The following is a 19,648-nucleotide window of genomic DNA, read 5'->3' as shown; positions in this document are numbered from 1 at the left end:
ATCTTATATCACATATCAGCAAAGCAATCGTTCATCGGCGTAATCTACCGCCACTCGAACATCAACAAGGCATTGCTTTGATATGAAGAAAACAACCATCGCTTTATCTCTGCTACTTACGGCAGGTTTAACCAGTGTAGCTGTAGCCAGCGACAACCATCGTTACGACGGTGTAGAAGTAACAATTCCAACACTTTCTCATGATTACTACCTAGGGAAAGACTCAGGTGCAACTCACTACTGGCACGGTGAAAACCAAGGCATGTTGTGGATTGCAACTGGTGGTAACGATGCATTTGATGCTGAATCAAGCCAAGTTCACCCTCAGTTAACTGCCCACTCGCAAAAAATGGACAAGGGTGTATTTGCATACAAAGAGAAATTCTTCCAAGTTTACGGTTATGGCTTAACCTCGCCAATGATTGTAGATGGCGACAAAGGCCTATTGATTTTTGACCCAGTTGAATCTGTAGACAAAATGAAAATGGTGATGGATGACTTCCGCAAAGTTACAGGCAATAAAAAGACGGTTGCCGCGGTAATGTACTCTCACTGGCACCCAGATCACTACGCTGGCGTGCGCGGCATTGAAGGTGCCGAAGAAGCATTAATTATTGCCCATGACACCTTTATGACCAATGTTGTTAAAGGCTCTATGGGCGGTACAGGGCCAGCTTTAGGCTTTCGCGTAGATTACTCTTTAGGTACGCTGCTTAACGTTGAACAAGGCGGCCGTATTAATGGTGGCCTTGGTCCAGACTTTGAAATTCGTGAACACAGCCTGATTGCCCCAAACACCTTGGTTGAAGGCAAATTCGGTCAGCTAAACATGGAAATTTCTGGGGTAGAGATTGAATTTAAACACGTGCCTTCAGAAGCATCTGATGAAATCACCGCTTACTTCCCAGAATTCAACCTATTGTTTGGCTCAGAAGTTATACAAGGTGAAAGCTTCCCTAACTTGCACACCATTCGTGGCACCCAATACCGCGACCCAAGCATTTGGTTCCCAGGTATCGATACCTTGCGTGAATACAAGGCCGAAACCTTAATGGTGTCACACGGTCGCCCTGTAGTGGGTGCTAAACATGTAGACAATACACTTACTGCTTACCGCGATGCCATTCAATATACTTACGACCAGTCAATCAAAGCGATTAACAACGGTTCAACTCAAGAAGATTTGATCCGCGAAATCAAGCTACCTAAACACCTGGAAAACCATCCTTGGTTAGGTGACTTCTATGGCTCAATTCGCCACGCAGCTAAGCAGATTTTTGTTGGTGAAATGGGCTGGTTTGACGGTGACCCAACAACCTTGAACGCAACCTATTCAGTTGAAGCTTCGCAACGTTATGTTGAAATGGTTGGCGGCAAACAAAAAATGATGAGCCATGCTATTGATGCCTGTGACACTGGTGACTACCAATGGTGTGCTGAAATGGCAACCCATGCGATTCGAGTTGACTTAAACGATATGCAACCACGCTTACTTAAAGCGAAAGCTCTTCGTGAACTAGGCTACCGAGAAACCAACAACAACTGGCGTAACTGGTACTTAACCTCGGCCCAAGAACTTGATGGCAGTATTGATTACTCTAAAAAAATCAACTTACAAGCACCTGATTTAATGGCGGAGTTTGAGCCATCACAATTAGTGAATGCCTTACGCTTTAGCCTAAATGCAGAGCGCAGTGCAGACCAGCACTTCACCATCGCATTTAACTTTAGTGATAGTAAAGAAGTACACGCTCTAGAAGTACGCCGCTCTGTTGCACAGTTCCGCGAAGATTTTAATGGCGACGCTAAAGCTACTATCAACCTAACTAAGCCAGTATTCCTTGGCCTATTAGTTGGCAAGATTGACTTTGCAGAAGCAGTTAAAGCGGGATACATCACTCTAGATGGCGATGCAGCAACAGTGCCAGCGTTCTTTGCTTTATTAGACAAACCCGCAGAGAACCCAAAAATCACTTTGCGTTAAACACTTAGCTTACCAAGAGCGCCTTTGGCGCTCTATTTTTACTCCATTCTATTCGAGGCTAAGCATGAAAAAGCATCTGTTATTTGCACTTATCATCCTTATTCCAAGCACCAGCTACGCCTGTAGCCATGATATGTTGTTTTCAGCACCGCACCTACATAACCATGATGAGGTGGTTAAAGCCTTAAATGCTACTAAAGGTAAACAACCAAAACCGTTTGATTTAAATGCGGTACCAGCCAAACCTAAACCATCTAGATTTCAAGCCAAGGGTGTGCGCAAGCTTCCTGGTTACAAAATGCCCACGGCTAAAATTAAAGCTTAAACAGCGATTGAGCAGGCTGCCTTTACGGCACTAACCACAAAACCAGTTGCGAAAGAAAATTGAACACCCGGCCAATGTCTGGTAAAAAGCTCTGGAAAAACAAATCAAACCAGAATAAAACAACGGCAGTAATGATTCGGCATCGCTTTTTATCTATATTGCTAGTTGTTTGGACAATAAGCTTAGGCCAAAGCACTAGCTTATTAGCCTTGGCTGAGCAGATGCACGAAGTGGGCTATCACTCCCATTTGAGCAGCGCCGATGCAGAGCAGCATCAAAACGGCCAGTGTTTATCAAACTCTTTGTTACACTGTTGTGCAGTAGCTATAGTCTGCACTCCTCCAGCGGCAGCTGTGATTCCTACTCATTATTTCGTGACGGTAGTGCGCCCTAAGCATTACCGCCAAGTAGTTAAGCATCAGCAGAATATTCGCGCCCCTCCGGTTTTCACCTTTACCACGTAGTTCAGCAATAGTTGCCCTTTATTAGCAAGGTCAAAGTAACAACATTTCGCCAGCACGAAGCAATACTGGTGCTAGCCTAGTAGTAACAACAGAATGTATTAACCGTGAAAACACCATCAATGAATACCATAAACAGCGTTCCCCAAAGTAAACCCGCCAAAACCCCGCGGCTGGCGTCTATCGATATACTGCGAGGCTTAGTGATGCTACTAATGCTGCTCGACCACGTGCGTGAGCGCTTTTATTACCAGCATCGTATTACCGACCCTATTACCATTGAAGATACCGAAGCGGAGCTGTTTTTCACGCGTATCTTGGCGCATTTTTGCGCGCCTATCTTTGTGTTTTTAACCGGTGTTTCCGCCTGGTTATACGCAAACCCAAATAACAAAGCGCCGCGCTCTGCAGCTGAGTTTTTACTTAAGCGCGGGTTATTTTTGGTGCTTCTGGAAGTCACGCTGGTTAACTTCTCTTGGTTTGGCAGCTACAACGCGCTTTACTTACAAGTCATTTGGGCGATTGGCATAAGTATGATTGCTTTGGCACTGTTATCAGGCCTGCCACGATTTTGGGTTGCTGCACTCGGTTTGGCCATTGTCTTTGGTCACAATGCCCTAACAGCGATTGAGTTTTTGCCTGGTGAATGGGGTTACAGCTTGTGGACCATTTTGCATGACCGTGGTCCTTTATATAGCAGTGATAGTTTTAGTGTTTTTGCTTCCTACCCAGTACTGCCGTGGATAGGCGTAATCTTGCTAGGTTTTGCCTTAGGCCCAATCTTTAGTGCTAAGGTTGAGTCAAGTAAACGCAAACAATGGCTGTTTAAACTGTCAGCTGCGGCGCTATCGCTGCTTGTTTTACTGCGAGGCTTTAATATCTATGGCGAAACCCTACCTTGGGAAGTAGGAGCAAGCTTTATTGAAACCATGATGTCGTTTTTAAACTTCACCAAATACCCGCCGTCTTTGCACTTTATTCTTCTTACGGTTGGCATCGCCTTAGCCTTGCTCGCCTTGTTTGATACTTGGCAAAGCAAATTAAGTGATTGCCTAAAAACCTACGGTTCAGCGCCGATGTTCTTTTACCTATTCCACTTATACTTGCTGCTTATCGGCTATAAATTGGTGATGTGGACCATTGGCCCCAATGTAGATGGTTTATTTGGTTTTGCCGCCTTGTGGCAGGTATGGCTACTAAGTGCAGTGCTCGCCATTGCTTTGTACTTGCCAACTCGCGCTTTTGCTCGCTATAAGCACAGTAGTAACAAAGCGTGGATAAAGTACTTTTAGCGCTTAATTAAGCTAACAGCCTGTAAACAAAAAGCCGACCTTGGGTCGGCTTTTTAATGTCAGTGATTGCACTTAAAACATGCTATTGCCATTTGCGCTGCCTTCGGGCACTTCTTGAATGCTGTCCCAATGCTCGACAATTTTGCCATGTTCGTCAAAGCGAAAGAAATCCATGGTGACGTACTGATCATTGCCAGGCCAAATTTGATGAGTATGTAAGGCCACCATGTCACCCTCTGCGATACAGCGCAAAAACTCGATTTGCTTATCAGGGTAATCACGCTGCATTTCATCGAAATAATCAATAAAGCCTTGCAGGCCGTTTGCCACTAAGGGGTTATGTTGAATGTATACGTCGCCAACAAACATCTCAACGGCTTTAGCTGGCTCACCTAAGTAGGCCATTTGATAAAATGCCACTGCATTGGCTTTATTTTGTTTTAGCTGCGTAGTCATGTTTTCTCCCGAGCGAATAATTAGTGCTAGTCAAATAGTAGAACAGGTTTAACCAAAGCTACTCAATAGCTTGGCTTGGGTAAGACACTTCCAATACTAAGCACTCTTGCTCGCATTTAAATGGGCCGTGAACTTCACCGGGAGGGCGACTGGCGTAGTGCCCAGCTTCTAGCCAAATATCAAAAGCCGCATCGTATAAGCGGCCAGATACTATATAGATTTCTTCGGGATAACTATGCGACTTAGCCCCAAAGGCTTCACTGTTTGCGCCAGCTTTAAAACGAGTTAGGCGAGTATAATCACCAGTGCTGTTATCAATAGCCAAGGTGAGTTGCTCTAACTGTCCTTGGCTACCTTCTATCTCTTCCCATTGGCCAACATGATTGGCAGCCAATACATTCCAATATTGTGCAGTGGTTTTCATCAGCATTCCTAAGCTTTATGAACTGAACTAAACAACTATCTAAAGATAGCGAAGCTAAGTGAAATAACAATCAGCGCTATCTGCATTCAGCAATTAAAACAGCTAATAAAAAGGCCTCATGTGAGGCCTTTACTAACTACCATGCGAACTAACTTACGAACTACTTATAAGTAATCTCGCCTTTATCATCAAAGTCGGCGGCATTTACCGGGCTTTGCTGTTCTAAGTAGGCTTTAAGTACTTCGGCATCAACAAAGCCGGTATCGACAAAGCCACTATGGGAGGTGATTTTTGGATATCCATCACCGCCTGAGGCATTAAAGTTAGGAATAGTAAAACGATACATTTGGGCTTCATCTAAAGGCTTGCCGTTAATCACTACCTCGCTCACCGTGCTGCCCATCACCGTCATGCTAATGCCAGCAAACTGAGCATAAGAGCCAGTATCCACTGGCATGGTCGCCACTACCGACAAGTATTCCATCACTTCTGTACCGTTCATATCAACGTAAGTAATCGTGTTAGAAAATGGCTGCACCGTAAGCACATCTTTATAGCTAATATCACCTTCTTCTATCGATGCCCTTACTCCGCCAGAGTTCATCACCGAGAAGTCGGCATTTACCCGCTGCTTATGCGCCGATGCGATTAAACGGCCTAAGTTGGTTTGCCCAAAGCGTACTTTGTTCCGTTCTCCTACTAAGCGACCGTTAAGATCGGCAATCTTAACGTTAAGCTGGGCTTGACCTTGCTCTTGATAAGGTTTGAGTAAAGCGAGAACTTCTGGGTTATGCGCAATTTCATCTTGAACAAATACCCGCTGCTTCTTGCCGTCTACTTTGATTTTTTTCTTAAGGTTTACTGGAATCAACTTGTAGCTGTCTAAGTTAAACTCCCCGTTTTTAAAGGTGTAATCAGCGCGGCCCACATATTTACCCCACTCGTAGGCCTGCACGATCCAGGTTCCATTTTGTTGATCGGGCTTACATTCATCTCCAGGCTTAAAGGTTTGTGTATACATATTGGGGCCTTCCATACACACCGGCTCTTGAGAGTGACCACCAACAATTAAATCCAGCTCGCCCTTATTAAGTGAGCGCGCCAAACTAACATCTCCCGGCGCGTTAACCCCGTGTTTAGCATTGGCATAATGCCCCATATGTGTAACTGCAAATATCAAGTCTGGTTGCTGCTGTTGGTTTAACTCTGCAATAATTTTTTTAGCTTCGAGCTTTGGATCGACAAACTCCAAATCTGCCACGGTATCTGGATGCACTAATTTGTAAGTATCTTCCGTGGTAAAGCCTATAACAGCGACCTGTACCCCCTGTAAATCAAACATTTGATAGGCTTGGAACTTGCGCTCACCAGTGGATTTGGAATAGATATTGGCCGATAAAAAGGGAAAGTTTGCCCATTGCTGCTGTTTCGCAAGTACTTCTAGGCTGTTATCAAATTCGTGATTACCAATTGCCATGGCATCGTAGCCCAGCAAGTTCATGCCTTTAAAGTCTGGCTCGGCATCCAGTAAATCGGACTCAGGCACCCCCGTGTTAATGTCTCCCCCCGAGAGCAATAAAACACTGCCACCTTCAGCAGCCACTTCTTCACGAATACTATCAACTAAGGTTTTGCGCGCAGCTAAACCATACTCGCCATATTTATTGTGCCAAAAGCGACCGTGATGGTCGTTGGTATGCAAAATGGTGATTTTATAGCTTTGGTCCGCTTGCCAAGTTTGCTCTGGGCTAGAGCTGCAAGCCACTAAAAAACTTGCTAATAAAGAAGGGAAAAGTACCCGATTAATGATTGGCTTCATCTTTCTTCCTTGATGCGCTGAGTATTAGGCTAATCATAGTTCAATAACAATCACTTACAAGCAAACTGGCCAGTAAATAAGCAGTGATAATTAGCAATTTATTCGATCTTAGCCAAAGGTGTTGATGGGTAACATTTCCAGCGGGAGAAACACAAACTTGGCTTAGATCAAACAAATGCAAATGATAATGATTTACATTAAGCTTAAATAGTTATTTGAGCACAATATGTCTACCATTGATTTAGCGCCACCACGCCAATTGCCCGAAGCGTTAACCGGCCAAGCCAGCCCTTCTCCTATTCAGTTTGCCTTCACCAAGAAAACCGGTGCACATGCAAATCATGGCAAACGAGAAGCCTTAAGCGGAGTGCAAGCTCAACAAACGCTGAATGAGCTCTTAACTCAGACTAAGGCCAGCCAACAAGCCCGTGCTATATACATTCACATTCCTTTTTGTCGAGTTCGCTGCACCTTTTGTAACTTCTTCCAATACGCCAGTAATCAGCAGATGATTGATGATTACTTTGCTTTATTGGAGCAAGAGTTAATTGCCAAATCTCGCTACCCGTGGACCCAAGCTCGGAGCTTTGATGCTGTATATGTGGGCGGTGGAACACCTACAGATTTAAGCCCGCAACAACTGTTGCGATTAGGGCAACTTATTCATCGCCATTTCCCTTTAAGTGATAACTGCGAAATAACCCTAGAAGGCAGACTAAATCGCTTTAGCGATGACAAATTTAACGCAGCGCTTGAAGGTGGCTTTAATCGCTTTTCTTTTGGTGTTCAGAGTTTTAATTCTAAGGTTAGACGCGCTGCCAAACGGCTTGATAACCGAGACTACATACTTGAGCGCTTAAGCCAGTTAACCGCAAGTAACCAAGCTACCATTGCCATCGACCTTATCTATGGCTTACCTCACCAAACCCAAGAAAACTGGCAGCAAGATTTACAAGATGTAATAGACACTGGCGTGCATGGGGTAGATCTTTATCAACTCCTTACCTTTGGCGGCAGTGGCCTGCAACGCAATATTGATGCGGGTCGCGAGGTAGTTCCTTTAGAAACCAGCGACAAAGCGATGATGTACCAACAGGGCCACCAATTTTTTACTCAGCAGGGGTTTCAACAACTCAGCTATTGCCACTGGGCAAGCGATAAACGCGAACAAAGCCGCTATAACTCTCTTGCCAAACAAGGCGCTGAAATTCTCCCCATTGGCGCTGGCGCGGGTGGCAATATTAACGGCTATGGTTTGATGCAAAGCCGAGATATCGACACTTGGCGAGCAGGCGTAACAGCCAATAACTGGGCTTTTGAGCAACTAAGCTTGCCCGCCAACAATGCCCAGCTAAAAGCAGCCATTACCAGTGCTTGTGATAAAGGCCGGATAGAAGCCAGCTTGCTGCCTAAGGGATTGGCATTATTTGAACATTGCCAAGCACTATTTGAAGCATGGCAGCGCAATGGTTTAGTCACAATAAAACCAACGCATCTCGCATTGACGGTAGCGGGACAATTTTGGTCGGTAAACTTGGCCAACGCCATGACCCAATATTTGCAGATGTACCCTTTAGCAAACGACTAATAACATATTTATTTGTTACTAGCTTGTTAAATCTAACGCAGACTGGCAAGCTGTTTGTTCTAGTTTTCAGCGAGTAACAATATGTTTGGCACGGTAAGGACACTGTGGGCATTAATGGTAGTGTTTGGGCACTTGTTTTGGCTTAGCGACTTTGGTCGCTTTGCGGTGTTTGGCTTCTACATTTTAAGTGGTTATTTGATGACCTATGTAATGCACCAACGATACGGTTATCAAGCTTCTGGCAAAAAGCGATTTGCCTTTAATCGCTTTTTACGCCTTTATCCTGGGTACTGGTTTGCTTGTTTGCTGAGTTTGCTATTGCTGCTGGCCTTTAATCACTACTTTCCGTTGGCTGGCTTTTCAACCATTGCAATACCAAACAATGCCGCCAGCTTATTAGGTAATATCACCATGATTTACCCAAGTTGGCTGCCTCACTCTATTACGCCGCGCTTGTCTCCGGCTGCGTGGGCACTTACGGTAGAAATCTTCTTTTATTGCGCCATTTGCTTAGGTATATCTAAAACTCTGCAACGAAGCCTTATCTGGCTAGCCTTATCGGTGCTGTTTGTAATTGCTAGCTACATCGGTGACCTTTACTGGCATGCCCGTTACTTTTCTATCCCAGCGGGATCACTGCCATTCTCGATAGGGGCAATTATCTACTTTGTGGTACAGCAAAATAAAGTGCCGATCAGCTGGCAAATTGTACTTAAAAGACCCGCAGCGATTCTATTGGTGATGGTGGCCATTTCTGGCTTTACTGCTTGGCAAATAAACCAAGGCCTAGCCTTAATTACGGCCGAGTTATTGTTTTATCTGAATATGTTAGTAAGTGCCTTGTTAGTGTTAAGCCTAGCCTTGGGGCATAGCCTGCATAACAAAATATCATCTGGCTTCGATAAGTTTGTTGGAGATTTTTCCTATCCGATTTACCTTTTACATTATCAAGCGAGCATCATCGCGAGCGTATTGCTACTAGGTGAAGTGAGTAAATTTAAGCAACACTTTAGCCTTATGGCTTTACTGTTAGTGGGCCTAATATTGATGCTGCTGTCACTGTTGGTTATCAAATGCATCGACCTGCCAGTAGAGCGCTTGCGTAAGTCGATTCGCGATAAAGCCAGCGACCAATTTAACGCGGCGAACTAAGCCGCTTGGTAGCCTTGCTTAGGCATTTTACTGGCAATTAAGGCAAGGCTTAACACCACCACAAAAGTGGCTGCGTTAGCGGGGGCCTGCAAATTAAAATCAACACTAATGTGGATTAACATTGCGGTAATCGCCATAAAACAACCTAAAGCGGTGCCTTTCATTAAGGGGTCATTGCGCTTTCGTAAAGTGCGTAAGCAACGGTAAGCAACCCAAATTACGGCAGTTCCCAACATCAATGTAAGCGGTATGCCCGACTCAATTGCAAACTGTAAATAATCGTTATGGGTATGGTCGAAAAAGGCACTAATCGGCTGGGGTAGATAAGCTTGAAACACCGAATAAAAGCTGCCCGCCCCACTGCCCCAGATGGGAAAATCTTTGAGCATAGTGAGCGCCCAATCAAAAATATAAATTCGACCTTCATCTACCAGCACAGTGGAACTTAAACGCTCCCTTACCTTACTTAAACCAAATAGTGAGCTCACGATCAGCATATCGATAATAAGAATGCTCACGATAAGTACCGTAAGGCTTTTCGGTCGGTGCTTGTATAAGAGTAATGCCAGTACGCCACCAATAACGGTAGTTGCAAAAAATGCACTGTTGCCCATTCTTGAGCGCGACATAACGAGGCCAATCACCATGATAATCATGCACATCCGCACTAGCATTTTCGGGCTTAGTGCGGCTTCCAGCAAACCAGAGAGGCGTGCTTGCCAACTCTCTGCGCCAGTTACCTTTAGGTCGGCGACGATCAATGCCAAACCCATCATTAAGCTCAATAGTAAGTAATTCGCAAAGTGATTTTTGTAGATGTAAGAGCCAGTGGCAACGGGGCCTATATCGCTGGCAAAAATAGGGCTTTGCTCAATGTTACTTAGCAATAACATTGCGCCATAAAAGGCCTGAAAAGTACCGCTAACCACAATGGCAATGAGCACTGCGCGAATGCGTTCAGGGCGATTAACCAGGAGCAAAGTATTCACCGCCAAAAGCAAATAGCTGACACCTTTCAACAAGCTAATTTTGCTTTGCTCGGGATCCAAAGAAAGCGGCGCAAAGCTGGTTACTGCTTCACTCGACAAACTCGCCATAGCGCGCAACTCAGCATTTTGCGGAGCAAGCCACGCCAGTAAATTGCTTGGCAAAGGCACTAACTGCAGCAAGGTAAACAACTGAAATAGCGCAAGCGCGGCTAATAACCAGCCACCGGGTCGTAAATACTGCCAAGGCGCTTTATGCCTATAACAATACACCAAGCCAATGCTTTGCAAGGCAATGATCAACTCCATGATTGACCACGCCCAAGGCCGGTTGCTGCCTAAGGGTAAAGGCAACCAAACAAGTAGAAAAATAAAGCTGGCAAAGATTATCGCTTCTAATCTTCCCGTCGATACTCGCATATACTGCGCTTCCTTGTATTCTCTAGGCCAAGCCCTAGTAGGTTATGGCGAAACTGGTGCTAATGCTTTTACTACTGTTTACCCAACATTTGAGCAGGGTTATCCCATAGCAATCGCTTTGCATGCTGTTCACTACTTAATTGACTTATCCGTTCATAGGCTTCGCGTAAATCTGGCGTGCGCTTTTCCAAATCATGCGCATCGCTGGCTACTATATGAATCGAGTCAGCTTTAAGTAAACTTTCGGCAATATTTTGTGCTTGTTGGCGAAAACGCCCTAAGAAAGAGTCGGCCGTTACCTGAAACAAACAACCCAGTTTAAGTAACTGAGACAACTGATACGGATTCTTCCAAATGCCATGATTACGCTCGGGATGGGCAATCATTACCTGAATATTATTGTTTTGTAGCCAGCGTACTAAGCTGGTGGTGCCTTGAGGGACACTGCTGTGTGGCAACTCGAGTAACAACAAAGACTTATGTTGATACTCACCAATAAATGGCAGCAAGCCTTTTTGCGCCCACAACATCACCTCTGGGCACAAATGTACTTCTGCCGCACTGCGTAGCTCAAGGTCTAGTTCGCGCTGAGTAATGGCATGTTTAAGAGTATTAAAGGCAGCTTCAATAGTTGCTGGGTTATTATTGTAAATTCCCGGGTGCATATGCGGCGTAGCTACCATCACCTTGGTGCCACTGGCCATCGCCATTTCGACCATTGCAATGGCTTGTTTTAGGTTCTGCGCGCCATCATCAATGCCTGGCAATATATGGCAATGCAAATCAATGAACATTTTCTTCTCCTGCTACTTGCCACACATTGGCTCGGCGCAAGCGCCAAACTAAAACTCCTGCGCAGATCAAACCGGCATAATTAAAGCCTAAGTCGCCCCAAGAAAACTGTCGGTGAGCAGATAACAACTGCAGCCCTTCATCAACAGCAAATACTAGGCACAACATGACAAAGATGAGTGGCAGCTTTACGAGCTTTAAACGATATAGCTTGTCACTCACCGCCATCATCACCAAGGTGCTCACAATAAATGCTGCAGCAAAATGGACCACGCTATCGCCGCCTAACAAAATCTCTAGCTCAACAAAAAAAACTCGATTATTTCCCAAGCTTTTCAAGCCACTTGCCAGCAACAACAGCAAAGCTACGATGCAGCAAGCAATTCGCCAGTAGCGTTGTTTAGGTATTGGCACAAGCGACATAATCGACCCCGGCTAACAAATACAAAGCACAGGCGCGTTGTTTAAATTGCGCTTGCCTCATCGCTTGACTTAAACCTTTGTGCATAAAAGCGTGCTGTTCAATTTTAAGTAAGGCTTTAGCTACGTCTGTGCGCTGCTCAATACTTAGCTCGGGCCATAAACTTAAACCAATTTCGACATAGGCAAACAAGGTGACGGGGGCGTTCTCTCCTACCTTTGCCGCGAGCTGCAAATAAGCCATAGCTTCTTGGCTACTGGCTTGGCGATAAAGTGCGTTTTTAGCTAAATCAACATAGGTATTAGGCCACGTAGGCCTAAGTGCTGCTGAACGTAAATAGAACTGCTGAGCTTTCAGCAAGTTCTGCTTTTTTAACAAAGACTTATTAGCTGTATCTGGACTGATAACCAAATTGTAGAAGTTACTCCACTCAACCTGTTTAGCCGCTAATACTTGATAATGAGGATGATTAGCCTGCCACGCTAACATGTCACGTGTGACATGCTCGGCAACCTCCAAGTTGCTCTGAGTGAGCTGTTTATTGAGATCCTTTTGCCAACGCTGGTGCCAAGCGCCCACTGCATAACTGTTGGCATTAGCTAAGCCATATTGCACTGCAACAATGGCCACCCACAGAGCCACTGAGAATAATCCAAATAAAAACAGCTTATGCTTAGCTTGGCTCATGATTACGGCCTCCAGCAGTAACTATGCTCAGGCTATTCAGCCGCCGCATATAACTCGGTTAGTTGGGTGTTTAAACGTTTTGCTTCAAAGCGGCTAACAAAGACTTCCCGACAGCGCTGCGACATAGCGCTTAGCTTGGCTCTATCAAGCTGGGCAATCACTTTGGCTAGCGCGTCACTATTGCTGTTCTCAAATACATAGCCAGTACTTCCTTCGGCCACCAAGCTTGGCAAAGCTCCAGCATCGCTCACCACTACGGGTAATCCTTGGCGGAAGGCTTCTATCACAACTAAACCAAAACCTTCCCAACGTGAAGGCACCACCAGAGCATCAACACTGGCATAAAGCTCACGTAGTTGCTCCTGGCTACACCAACCATGTTGAACCACTCGGCAGTCCGATACATTAAGTTGTTGCTTAGATACCACGCTGGCGCCGGCGATGTGCAACTCCACCTCGGTTTCAACTTGGCGAATCGCCTCAATCAGCAAATCTACGCCTTTTTGCTTGTCTAAACGACCAACAAACAATAGCTTCAACATGCCTTGGTTTTCGGCTCGCTGTATGTCTTGGTCCAAGTCATCTAAGGCATTCTCAAACACTACCATTTTATGCTCAGGGATCTTTTGCTGGCGGGCACTTTCAAAATCATGATGAGAAATATTGATCACTGAACTCACTCGATAAGCGAGCACCTTTTCGATTTGCGAGAAGACCTTCGCTTTAAGGCCACTGTAGCCATCAAAACACCAGCCATGAGAGCAATACACAACTTTACGTTGATCTCGCTTAGCGATTAATCCTGGAATTCGGCACACCACACCAGCAAAGGTACTGTGAATATGAATCACGTCTGGGTCAAAATCTATCACCGCTTGCTTAAATAGCTTAGCCAAATTGGCGCAAGATCCTAAGCTGCGCTTGGGCCTATCAAAACAGCGATAATAAGCGGCTAATGGAGCCTCATCATTCACATGTTGTTCTGGCGCCAACACCAGTACATTCTGCTCACCATAAAGCTCCGCTTGATAAGGAATAATGGTATTAAGATAGGTTTCTACGCCACCTACTAAGGTTTCGGTTACATGCAAGATTTTCATGATAACTGGCTCTCCGCTTGGTACTGCTCTAGGCGCTGCAACATATCTCTAAATTCAACATCCCAAGCATTCACAATCCGGTGGCGAGCGGCAACCACTTGCTCTTGCAATGCAGGCATATCGGCTAGCTGGATAGTTGAACTATGCTGCTGCATACCTTCACGGCTAAAATCAAACAGCATAGAACTAGGCAGTTTGACCGCTTCTACAAAGGCGCTCACTTTGCTGTCCCAGCTCATTACCGTGAACGGTACCGAAAACGAAAACGCACTTATCGCCGAATGGAGCCTAGTGGCAAATACGCACTGCGCCTGACTAACCACTTTCACTAAGTCGTCCACTTTATCTACGCTTACCACCGTTGCATCGGGTAGACTAGCTGCAATGTCTTGCATGTATTGCTGATCTTCTTGCGCACCATTGGTATACAACACTGGCAGCAAACCAGCAGCCTTAACCTTTGCTACACAATCGGTAATCCATTGCTGGTAGTCTTGCTCGTTAAAACTAACATCGTTGTCAGAATTAACCATCAACACTACCGGGTTAACAATGTTAATAGCGGCATAAGACTGCTTGCCTAATTCAGAACTTGGCGCTTCGCTATAGCTAAGGTTTAAGTTCACTGCGGGGTCTATGCTTACCACTACTTTGTCGGCAATCTGCGCCCCAAATAGCTTTTCTATATTGTCTTTACTGGCAGCATCGCGGACCGAAATATACAAACACTGCTTAGCTACGAACAAGCGCTTAAACAGCCACCGACCAGGGCCAGACATACGCTTGGCCACACCCACATATACCACCGCGTAATCGGTATTGGCGAAGTAACAAAACAACGACAGAAAATACAATTTAAGTGGAAAGTTAAGATACACATCGCTAATTAGGTTACCGCCGCCCATCAATACCACATCAGCAGCTTTTACCTTTGCCATCCAATTACGATAGTTCTTAAGCGCCACCAGCAGGCTGTTTAGAGGAATAAATAGTTGCCTAACCCACTCAAACCGGCTTTTAAGGATTTTGTCTTTAATGGCATTTTGCTGGGCACTGCGCTCAAAATCATGACGGCCGGCAATATCTAAAGCCTCACTGGAAATATCATAATTATCTAGCTTCCATGCCAGCGAATTATGAATCAAAGCATCACCAAAGTTATCGCTATAGGGAACTGCAGCAATAAGGTAATGGGTGTCCTTTTTAGTCATCTAAGACTCCTTGTCGAGAACTACCAAAAATAAGCGAATATGCGGGGAGTAAATAAATGGCTGCCGATAGAATATGCCTAAAATAGCTTCCTTGATCAGGTTCAAAAAGCAGCAGTACAAACATATGAGAACAAAATAGTGTAAGTAATAAATCGCCTTGTTTCCGCTTGACCATTTTTCCACAAATCATCAATACGCCCACGCTAAACAACAGCAATAACAATTGGTTGAGTCCTTGGGCAAAAATCAGCGGTAAGCTCAGTTGCAGCAAAGCCCAGCCAAAGTTAATAATGAAGGGCAAACCACGCGCTACATCCACCAAATTGTCGAAGGCCGTCACGTTAAAACTACCCTCTAATTTGGCGTAGTTATTGGAAATATCTCGCTGGCCTTGAGACATGTGATAAAAAGCGTCGGGTAATAAAAAGGCTAAGCAAACAAAAAAGGCCAGAAAGTACCAAGCAGGTTTAAAGCTCGCTAACTTAAATGCGGTACGGTTAAGGCTATTACGCATAGGAAAGCCTTTATCGCTAAAATACTGCATCACGTAACCCGCAAGAAATACCCCTAAAATAAGAAAGTAGTAAGAGCGCACTTGTAAGGCATAACTCACATAAAGCACCACAACACTAAAAACAAAGGCTTTACGGCTGAAGTAAGTGGAATAGAACACCAATAAACACAGGGCCATTACTATGGTTTCTTTGGCTGGCCAAATAACATTGAGCAGCATGCTAGGTAGAGTGAACAAGCTCACCACCAGCAAGTCTTTAAGTGTTACCACATACTTAGAAATAACCAGAAGCCACAAAAAACCAATGGTGGCGGTGCTCAGCACTGCGCTTTCTCGCCCCAAGAAATAGAGCAATTCTCGAGTGGCTAAGAAGGAGCCGTCTAGCTCAAAAAAAACGAAACGCCCTTCTATCTTCATCGCATCATAGCCCCATTTCCAGGGCAAAAAGTCTTTACCTACGGTCATCAGCAATAGCAGCATTAGCGACCAAAACAGTAGGTAGCAAACGCCGAGTTTAGTGCGCTTAAACTCGACCATACTGTCCACCTAAAGACTGGCTATCGGCATAAAATAAGGAGACTAACCAAGTAAGTAAGTAACATGCTGCTAAACCAAGCGCTCCGGTAGACAAGGACAAAGCAAGGCCGGAGCAAAGCACGCAAACGAACACCGTAAGCACACAGTTGGTATATACCTGCTTGTCGGCAGAGAACTTTACGAAGACGTGGTAAACCGGACCAAAATACAAACGAACGCAGGCAGCCAAAGCAAACAGCGACCAAATTAGCAAAGTACTGGAGTCTAAATCAGCGACAAAGTAAACCACAGTAACAACCAATGAGGATGCAACTAGGCCCGCTACGCTTAAAGCTACGCCGTCTTTGCGCACTTTTAGGTAGCTTTGCTTGATGTCGCTTGAAGCTAGGATCTCCGGCACCTGCACGCTATTGCGAATCGCCAAAATAAATACAAACAGTTGGAAGATCCGCCCGCCCCAGGCGATAACGCCGGTATCGTATTCGCTAAGGGTATAACCACTAATTAAGATGATTCCCCAAAACAATACATATTCACTTAACGTGAAAGCCAAAAACTTAGAGTCTTGCTTTAAACTTTGGCTAAGTTTTGTCCCTTCACTTTCGCCTGATAACTTAAAACCCTGCAGCAGCTTTTTATTACCAAACAGGCTAAACAGACAAAAGTAAGCAAGCAAACATGCACTTAATACCACGAACACATCACTGGTATTGCCCGACAAGGCCAGCAGCAAAAAGATTAACGAGCTAAAGACAAAAAACACTCCGGCTTCAAATAAGTAAGAGCGATAAAACTCTTTAATGACCCGATGAGACAAAGACACCATTTGGATAATGGCAAAGCCAACAATGTACAAAAAGCAAAATACGATGATTTCTACACTGCTAAAACTTAAGGGCACGACCACAACGGCCAAACTCAAACTTAATATTAACGACAAGCGGCATTTTTCAAACAGTACTCTAGCCGCTTTATCGTTTTCACCTTGGCTTGATAAGTCAAAATAGCGACCAAAAAACGAATACTCAGATCCATAACGACCAATCACCAAAATTAAGTTAGCGATAGAAATAGCAAAAGAAACCTGACCGAAGCTATCCATGCCGTACAGCCAAGTGATCACCGACGAAAACAAAATTAAACCGGTAGCACTAAAAGCTCGCAGCAGGGTAATGCTGCCAAAGCGCTTAACTAAAGACTCGATGCGCTTTAGCCCACTCATGCAGTTGCTCCGTACTCGCGGTAGTAACCAAAACGGGTTTCGTTCTTGGCGCTTACCCGGTTCAAAATAACCCCATCAACCACTACCTTGTGATTAATCATCTGCTGCAAAGTATGTTCAATTTGGCTCACCTTAGTGCGACCAGCGTTAACGACCACAATGCTTGATTTAGTAATTTGGCCGATAATCAAAGCGTCACTCACCGCCGCGATAGGTGGCGTATCGATAATGATTTTGTCGTAATGCTCACTAAGCTCTTCGATAAGCGCTTTAAATTTTGAACCAGCCAATAACTCTTGAGGGTTTGCCGTTTGCATTCCTGCGGGCAGCAGATCAAGGCCGGAGCGCTCATGATGAACCACACAATCGTCCAGCTCCGCATCCATTACCAACAAGTTACTCAACCCGGGATGAGCACGGTTAAGATTAAATCGCTCGCCCATCGAGGGTTTACGTAAATCGCCATCAATCAACAGAGTTTTTTCCATGCCTGCCATCGCAATGGCTAGGTTTAAGGCGGTGGTGGTTTTCCCTTCATTAGGCACTGATGAAGTCACCGACAATAGCTTGCGCTGCTGGCTCATCATGTTGAGCATTACAGAGGTACGAATACTACGCACTGCCTCACTAAAATTGAGCTGTTTCTCATCAAAAAACTGTTCTAGCGGTAAGTTGTCTTTATTAAAGCGAGAGCCCTTAACCAAAGGAATAACGCCTAATGGGGTAAGGCGAAGTTTGTCTTCAATGCCGCTGGCACTTTCAATGGTATTGTTTAGGGATTGACTCAGTAGCGCCAACACTATGGCTATCGCCAAGCCAAAAGCCGCAGCCAGCAGAATAATAATGCCTTTTTTAGGTTTAGCCGGAAATAATGGCGTAACTGCTCGGTCGGCAAAACGTGCTACCGCGGCTTGAAAATCGCTGGTGGCATTGGTTTCTTTTTGGCGCGTAACAAATAAATCATAGAGATTTTGGTTACTGTCTACTTCGCGCTTCAAGGCATCGTAAGTGGCTCGTTTAAGCGCGATATCTTGAAACTCGGCCTTTTTATTTTCCATCTCAGTACGAATCGCATTCTCTTGAGCACGAGCGCTTCGCAATTCTTTTTCAACGCCTGAAGCGAGCACTCTAAGCAGCACTTCGGAGCGCTCTTTCACCGAGGCCAACTGAGCATGAGCTCGGATCATCTTGTCGTGTTTAGGGCCATAGCGCTTACTAAGTTCAGAGACCAAACGCTCTGCTTCAATTTGTGCTAAACGCACATCACGTAACTGGGGATGATTCGAGATTGCCGTTACCGATGACAACTCAGAAATCGCAGTATTTTTGTTATCTTGCAGCAAATAGTAAATAGACTCAGAAGCGGTGCGGCGATCTTGGGCATCGGCTAAGCGTCGACTTAAATTACCCAACTCTGAGCTAGCCAAGCTGTCGATACCGCTTACATCTACTAGTTGCTCACGCTGTAAGAAGTCACTTAAACGACTTTGCGATTCAATCACAGCAGCTTGCAACACTCCAATTCGGTCGGCTAACCAGTTAGTGGCTTCTTGGTTAGCAATAATGCGGCTTTCGCGATTCGAGTTTATGTAGGTCTCTCCAACAGCATTGGCAATTTTAGCCGCCAATTTAGGATCCCTAGAGTCAAAACTAATATTTACTAATTGAGTCTTTTTCACCGGATTAATGTGTAGGCTGCGCTGGAAGGTTTTCATCACTTTTTGGCGAGCAATTTCTTGCTGCTGCTCTAAGTCTGGAAGCTCTTCTTCAGGCATAAAGCTTTGAATTAGTGGCACCGAGCGCAGCATGCTTTTTAGGCCAGCGGCATTAAATCCTTTACCGTCATTTGCGCCGTTAAACTCAGGATTGTCATAGAGCTGAAATTCATCAATCACTCGTTGAGCAATACTTCTAGATTTAAGCAATTCGAACTGAGTGAGGTAATACTCCTGCTTGGAGGTATCGATACCTATCACATCATCAATAGATACTGCTTTACGCTGCTCAGCTTCAATCAACAATACTGCGGTGGCCTGATAAGTTGGCTTAATCGCAAAGACCAACAATATGGCAAGCAAAACACTGATAAATGTAAAACCCAAAATCATCAGCCAGCGCGATTTTAAAATCGACAAATATTGCATGATGTTGATGAACTCATCATCTGCATTGCTGCCATTGCGCATTAGTGCTGCATTATTCACTGTTGTTGTCATTAACTAAACACTTCCCTGTTAGCAAACTTACGGAGTATTAC

18 protein-coding genes are annotated in these 19,648 nt (G+C 44.9%); 6 read left to right on the top strand and 12 right to left on the bottom strand.

The window, feature by feature from the left end:
* Positions 1–82 precede the first annotated feature (82 nt).
* From G6R11_RS03260 to G6R11_RS03245, 4 genes are all read left to right on the top strand, one after another.
* Positions 83–1,984, top strand: coding sequence for an alkyl/aryl-sulfatase (locus tag G6R11_RS03260; RefSeq protein WP_163131411.1), 1,902 nt, complete (start codon positions 83–85; stop codon positions 1,982–1,984).
* 64 nt (positions 1,985–2,048) lie between these two features.
* The gene (locus G6R11_RS03255) at positions 2,049–2,309 is read left to right on the top strand and encodes a hypothetical protein (protein ID WP_163131409.1); all 261 of its coding nucleotides are present in this window, start codon (positions 2,049–2,051) and stop codon (positions 2,307–2,309) included.
* Positions 2,310–2,383: 74 nt separating this feature from the next.
* Positions 2,384–2,773, top strand: coding sequence for a hypothetical protein (locus G6R11_RS03250; protein WP_163131407.1), 390 nt, complete (start codon positions 2,384–2,386; stop codon positions 2,771–2,773).
* Positions 2,774–2,892: 119 nt separating this feature from the next.
* The gene (locus G6R11_RS03245) at positions 2,893–4,062 is read left to right on the top strand and encodes a heparan-alpha-glucosaminide N-acetyltransferase domain-containing protein (protein WP_163131896.1); all 1,170 of its coding nucleotides are present in this window, start codon (positions 2,893–2,895) and stop codon (positions 4,060–4,062) included.
* A 72-nt stretch (positions 4,063–4,134) separates the two neighbouring features.
* On the opposite strand, the gene G6R11_RS03240 is transcribed toward G6R11_RS03245, so the two are convergent.
* The 3 genes from G6R11_RS03240 to ushA all read right to left on the bottom strand — a co-directional run bounded on the left by G6R11_RS03240 (position 4,135) and on the right by ushA (position 6,761).
* Complete coding sequence (locus tag G6R11_RS03240; protein WP_163131405.1) at positions 4,135–4,518, bottom strand: ester cyclase; 384 nt, start codon at positions 4,516–4,518, stop codon at positions 4,135–4,137.
* A gap of 58 nt (positions 4,519–4,576) precedes the next feature.
* Entirely contained in the window at positions 4,577–4,942 is a 366-nt protein-coding gene (locus G6R11_RS03235; RefSeq protein ID WP_163131403.1) for a cupin domain-containing protein, read from the bottom strand.
* Positions 4,943–5,102: 160 nt separating this feature from the next.
* Positions 5,103–6,761, bottom strand: coding sequence for a bifunctional UDP-sugar hydrolase/5'-nucleotidase UshA (gene ushA / locus G6R11_RS03230; RefSeq protein ID WP_163131401.1), 1,659 nt, complete (start codon positions 6,759–6,761; stop codon positions 5,103–5,105).
* Positions 6,762–6,987: 226 nt separating this feature from the next.
* On the opposite strand from ushA, the gene hutW reads away from it, so the two are divergent.
* Positions 6,988–8,349, top strand: coding sequence for a heme anaerobic degradation radical SAM methyltransferase ChuW/HutW (gene hutW, locus G6R11_RS03225; RefSeq protein ID WP_163131399.1), 1,362 nt, complete (start codon positions 6,988–6,990; stop codon positions 8,347–8,349).
* 81 nt (positions 8,350–8,430) lie between these two features.
* A complete protein-coding gene (locus G6R11_RS03220) occupies positions 8,431–9,501 on the top strand; it encodes an acyltransferase (RefSeq protein ID WP_163131397.1) in 1,071 nt (356 codons plus the stop codon).
* Here G6R11_RS03220 and G6R11_RS03215 read toward each other — a convergent pair.
* From G6R11_RS03215 to G6R11_RS03175, 9 genes are all read right to left on the bottom strand, one after another.
* Complete coding sequence (locus G6R11_RS03215) at positions 9,498–10,907, bottom strand: O-antigen ligase (RefSeq protein WP_163131395.1); 1,410 nt, start codon at positions 10,905–10,907, stop codon at positions 9,498–9,500. The two genes, G6R11_RS03220 and G6R11_RS03215, sit on opposite strands and share 4 nt — an antisense overlap.
* Positions 10,908–10,978: 71 nt before the next feature.
* On the bottom strand, positions 10,979–11,701 hold the full coding sequence (locus G6R11_RS03210) for a tyrosine-protein phosphatase (RefSeq protein WP_163131393.1): 723 nt from the start codon (positions 11,699–11,701) through the stop codon (positions 10,979–10,981).
* Positions 11,691–12,122: a hypothetical protein gene (locus G6R11_RS03205; RefSeq protein ID WP_163131391.1), complete on the bottom strand. Its 432-nt coding sequence runs from the start codon at positions 12,120–12,122 to the stop codon at positions 11,691–11,693. The genes G6R11_RS03210 and G6R11_RS03205 overlap by 11 nt, the downstream gene beginning before the upstream one ends.
* Positions 12,100–12,807, bottom strand: coding sequence for a hypothetical protein (locus G6R11_RS03200; RefSeq protein WP_163131389.1), 708 nt, complete (start codon positions 12,805–12,807; stop codon positions 12,100–12,102). The genes G6R11_RS03205 and G6R11_RS03200 overlap by 23 nt, the downstream gene beginning before the upstream one ends.
* Positions 12,808–12,839: 32 nt before the next feature.
* Positions 12,840–13,907 (bottom strand): glycosyltransferase family 4 protein, encoded by a 1,068-nt coding sequence (locus G6R11_RS03195; RefSeq protein WP_163131387.1) that lies wholly within the window; start codon positions 13,905–13,907, stop codon positions 12,840–12,842.
* Positions 13,904–15,118 carry a polysaccharide pyruvyl transferase family protein gene (locus G6R11_RS03190; protein WP_163131385.1) on the bottom strand — a complete coding sequence of 405 codons (1,215 nt, stop codon included), beginning with the start codon at positions 15,116–15,118 and terminating at the stop codon, positions 13,904–13,906. Before G6R11_RS03190 ends, G6R11_RS03195 begins: the two co-directional genes overlap by 4 nt.
* The gene (locus tag G6R11_RS03185; protein ID WP_163131383.1) at positions 15,111–16,169 is read right to left on the bottom strand and encodes a hypothetical protein; all 1,059 of its coding nucleotides are present in this window, start codon (positions 16,167–16,169) and stop codon (positions 15,111–15,113) included. The genes G6R11_RS03190 and G6R11_RS03185 overlap by 8 nt, the downstream gene beginning before the upstream one ends.
* Entirely contained in the window at positions 16,156–17,391 is a 1,236-nt protein-coding gene (locus tag G6R11_RS03180; RefSeq protein WP_163131381.1) for a hypothetical protein, read from the bottom strand. The genes G6R11_RS03185 and G6R11_RS03180 overlap by 14 nt, the downstream gene beginning before the upstream one ends.
* Positions 17,388–19,607: a polysaccharide biosynthesis tyrosine autokinase gene (locus G6R11_RS03175; protein ID WP_163131379.1), complete on the bottom strand. Its 2,220-nt coding sequence runs from the start codon at positions 19,605–19,607 to the stop codon at positions 17,388–17,390. The genes G6R11_RS03180 and G6R11_RS03175 overlap by 4 nt, the downstream gene beginning before the upstream one ends.
* Positions 19,608–19,648 lie beyond the last annotated feature (41 nt).

Origin of the sequence: Agarivorans sp. Alg241-V36 (assembly GCF_900537085.1) — a bacterium.
In the GTDB taxonomy this organism is placed as follows: Bacteria; Pseudomonadota; Gammaproteobacteria; order Enterobacterales; family Celerinatantimonadaceae; genus Agarivorans.
This window is presented reverse-complemented; position numbering and strand designations above follow the sequence as displayed.

Excerpts from the sequence above, each read along its gene's own strand:
- G6R11_RS03260 (WP_163131411.1), top strand. The coding sequence starts at position 83 with ATGAAGAAAACAACCATCGCTTTATCTCTGCTACTTACGGCAGGTTTA.
- G6R11_RS03255 (WP_163131409.1), top strand. The coding sequence starts at position 2,049 with ATGAAAAAGCATCTGTTATTTGCACTTATCATCCTTATTCCAAGCACC.
- G6R11_RS03250 (WP_163131407.1), top strand. The coding sequence starts at position 2,384 with ATGTCTGGTAAAAAGCTCTGGAAAAACAAATCAAACCAGAATAAAACA.
- G6R11_RS03245 (WP_163131896.1), top strand. The coding sequence starts at position 2,893 with ATGAATACCATAAACAGCGTTCCCCAAAGTAAACCCGCCAAAACCCCG.
- G6R11_RS03240 (WP_163131405.1), bottom strand. The coding sequence starts at position 4,518 with ATGACTACGCAGCTAAAACAAAATAAAGCCAATGCAGTGGCATTTTAT.
- G6R11_RS03235 (WP_163131403.1), bottom strand. The coding sequence starts at position 4,942 with ATGAAAACCACTGCACAATATTGGAATGTATTGGCTGCCAATCATGTT.
- ushA (WP_163131401.1), bottom strand. The coding sequence starts at position 6,761 with ATGAAGCCAATCATTAATCGGGTACTTTTCCCTTCTTTATTAGCAAGT.
- hutW (WP_163131399.1), top strand. The coding sequence starts at position 6,988 with ATGTCTACCATTGATTTAGCGCCACCACGCCAATTGCCCGAAGCGTTA.
- G6R11_RS03220 (WP_163131397.1), top strand. The coding sequence starts at position 8,431 with ATGTTTGGCACGGTAAGGACACTGTGGGCATTAATGGTAGTGTTTGGG.
- G6R11_RS03215 (WP_163131395.1), bottom strand. The coding sequence starts at position 10,907 with ATGCGAGTATCGACGGGAAGATTAGAAGCGATAATCTTTGCCAGCTTT.
- G6R11_RS03210 (WP_163131393.1), bottom strand. The coding sequence starts at position 11,701 with ATGTTCATTGATTTGCATTGCCATATATTGCCAGGCATTGATGATGGC.
- G6R11_RS03205 (WP_163131391.1), bottom strand. The coding sequence starts at position 12,122 with ATGTCGCTTGTGCCAATACCTAAACAACGCTACTGGCGAATTGCTTGC.
- G6R11_RS03200 (WP_163131389.1), bottom strand. The coding sequence starts at position 12,807 with ATGAGCCAAGCTAAGCATAAGCTGTTTTTATTTGGATTATTCTCAGTG.
- G6R11_RS03195 (WP_163131387.1), bottom strand. The coding sequence starts at position 13,907 with ATGAAAATCTTGCATGTAACCGAAACCTTAGTAGGTGGCGTAGAAACC.
- G6R11_RS03190 (WP_163131385.1), bottom strand. The coding sequence starts at position 15,118 with ATGACTAAAAAGGACACCCATTACCTTATTGCTGCAGTTCCCTATAGC.
- G6R11_RS03185 (WP_163131383.1), bottom strand. The coding sequence starts at position 16,169 with ATGGTCGAGTTTAAGCGCACTAAACTCGGCGTTTGCTACCTACTGTTT.
- G6R11_RS03180 (WP_163131381.1), bottom strand. The coding sequence starts at position 17,391 with ATGAGTGGGCTAAAGCGCATCGAGTCTTTAGTTAAGCGCTTTGGCAGC.
- G6R11_RS03175 (WP_163131379.1), bottom strand. The coding sequence starts at position 19,607 with ATGACAACAACAGTGAATAATGCAGCACTAATGCGCAATGGCAGCAAT.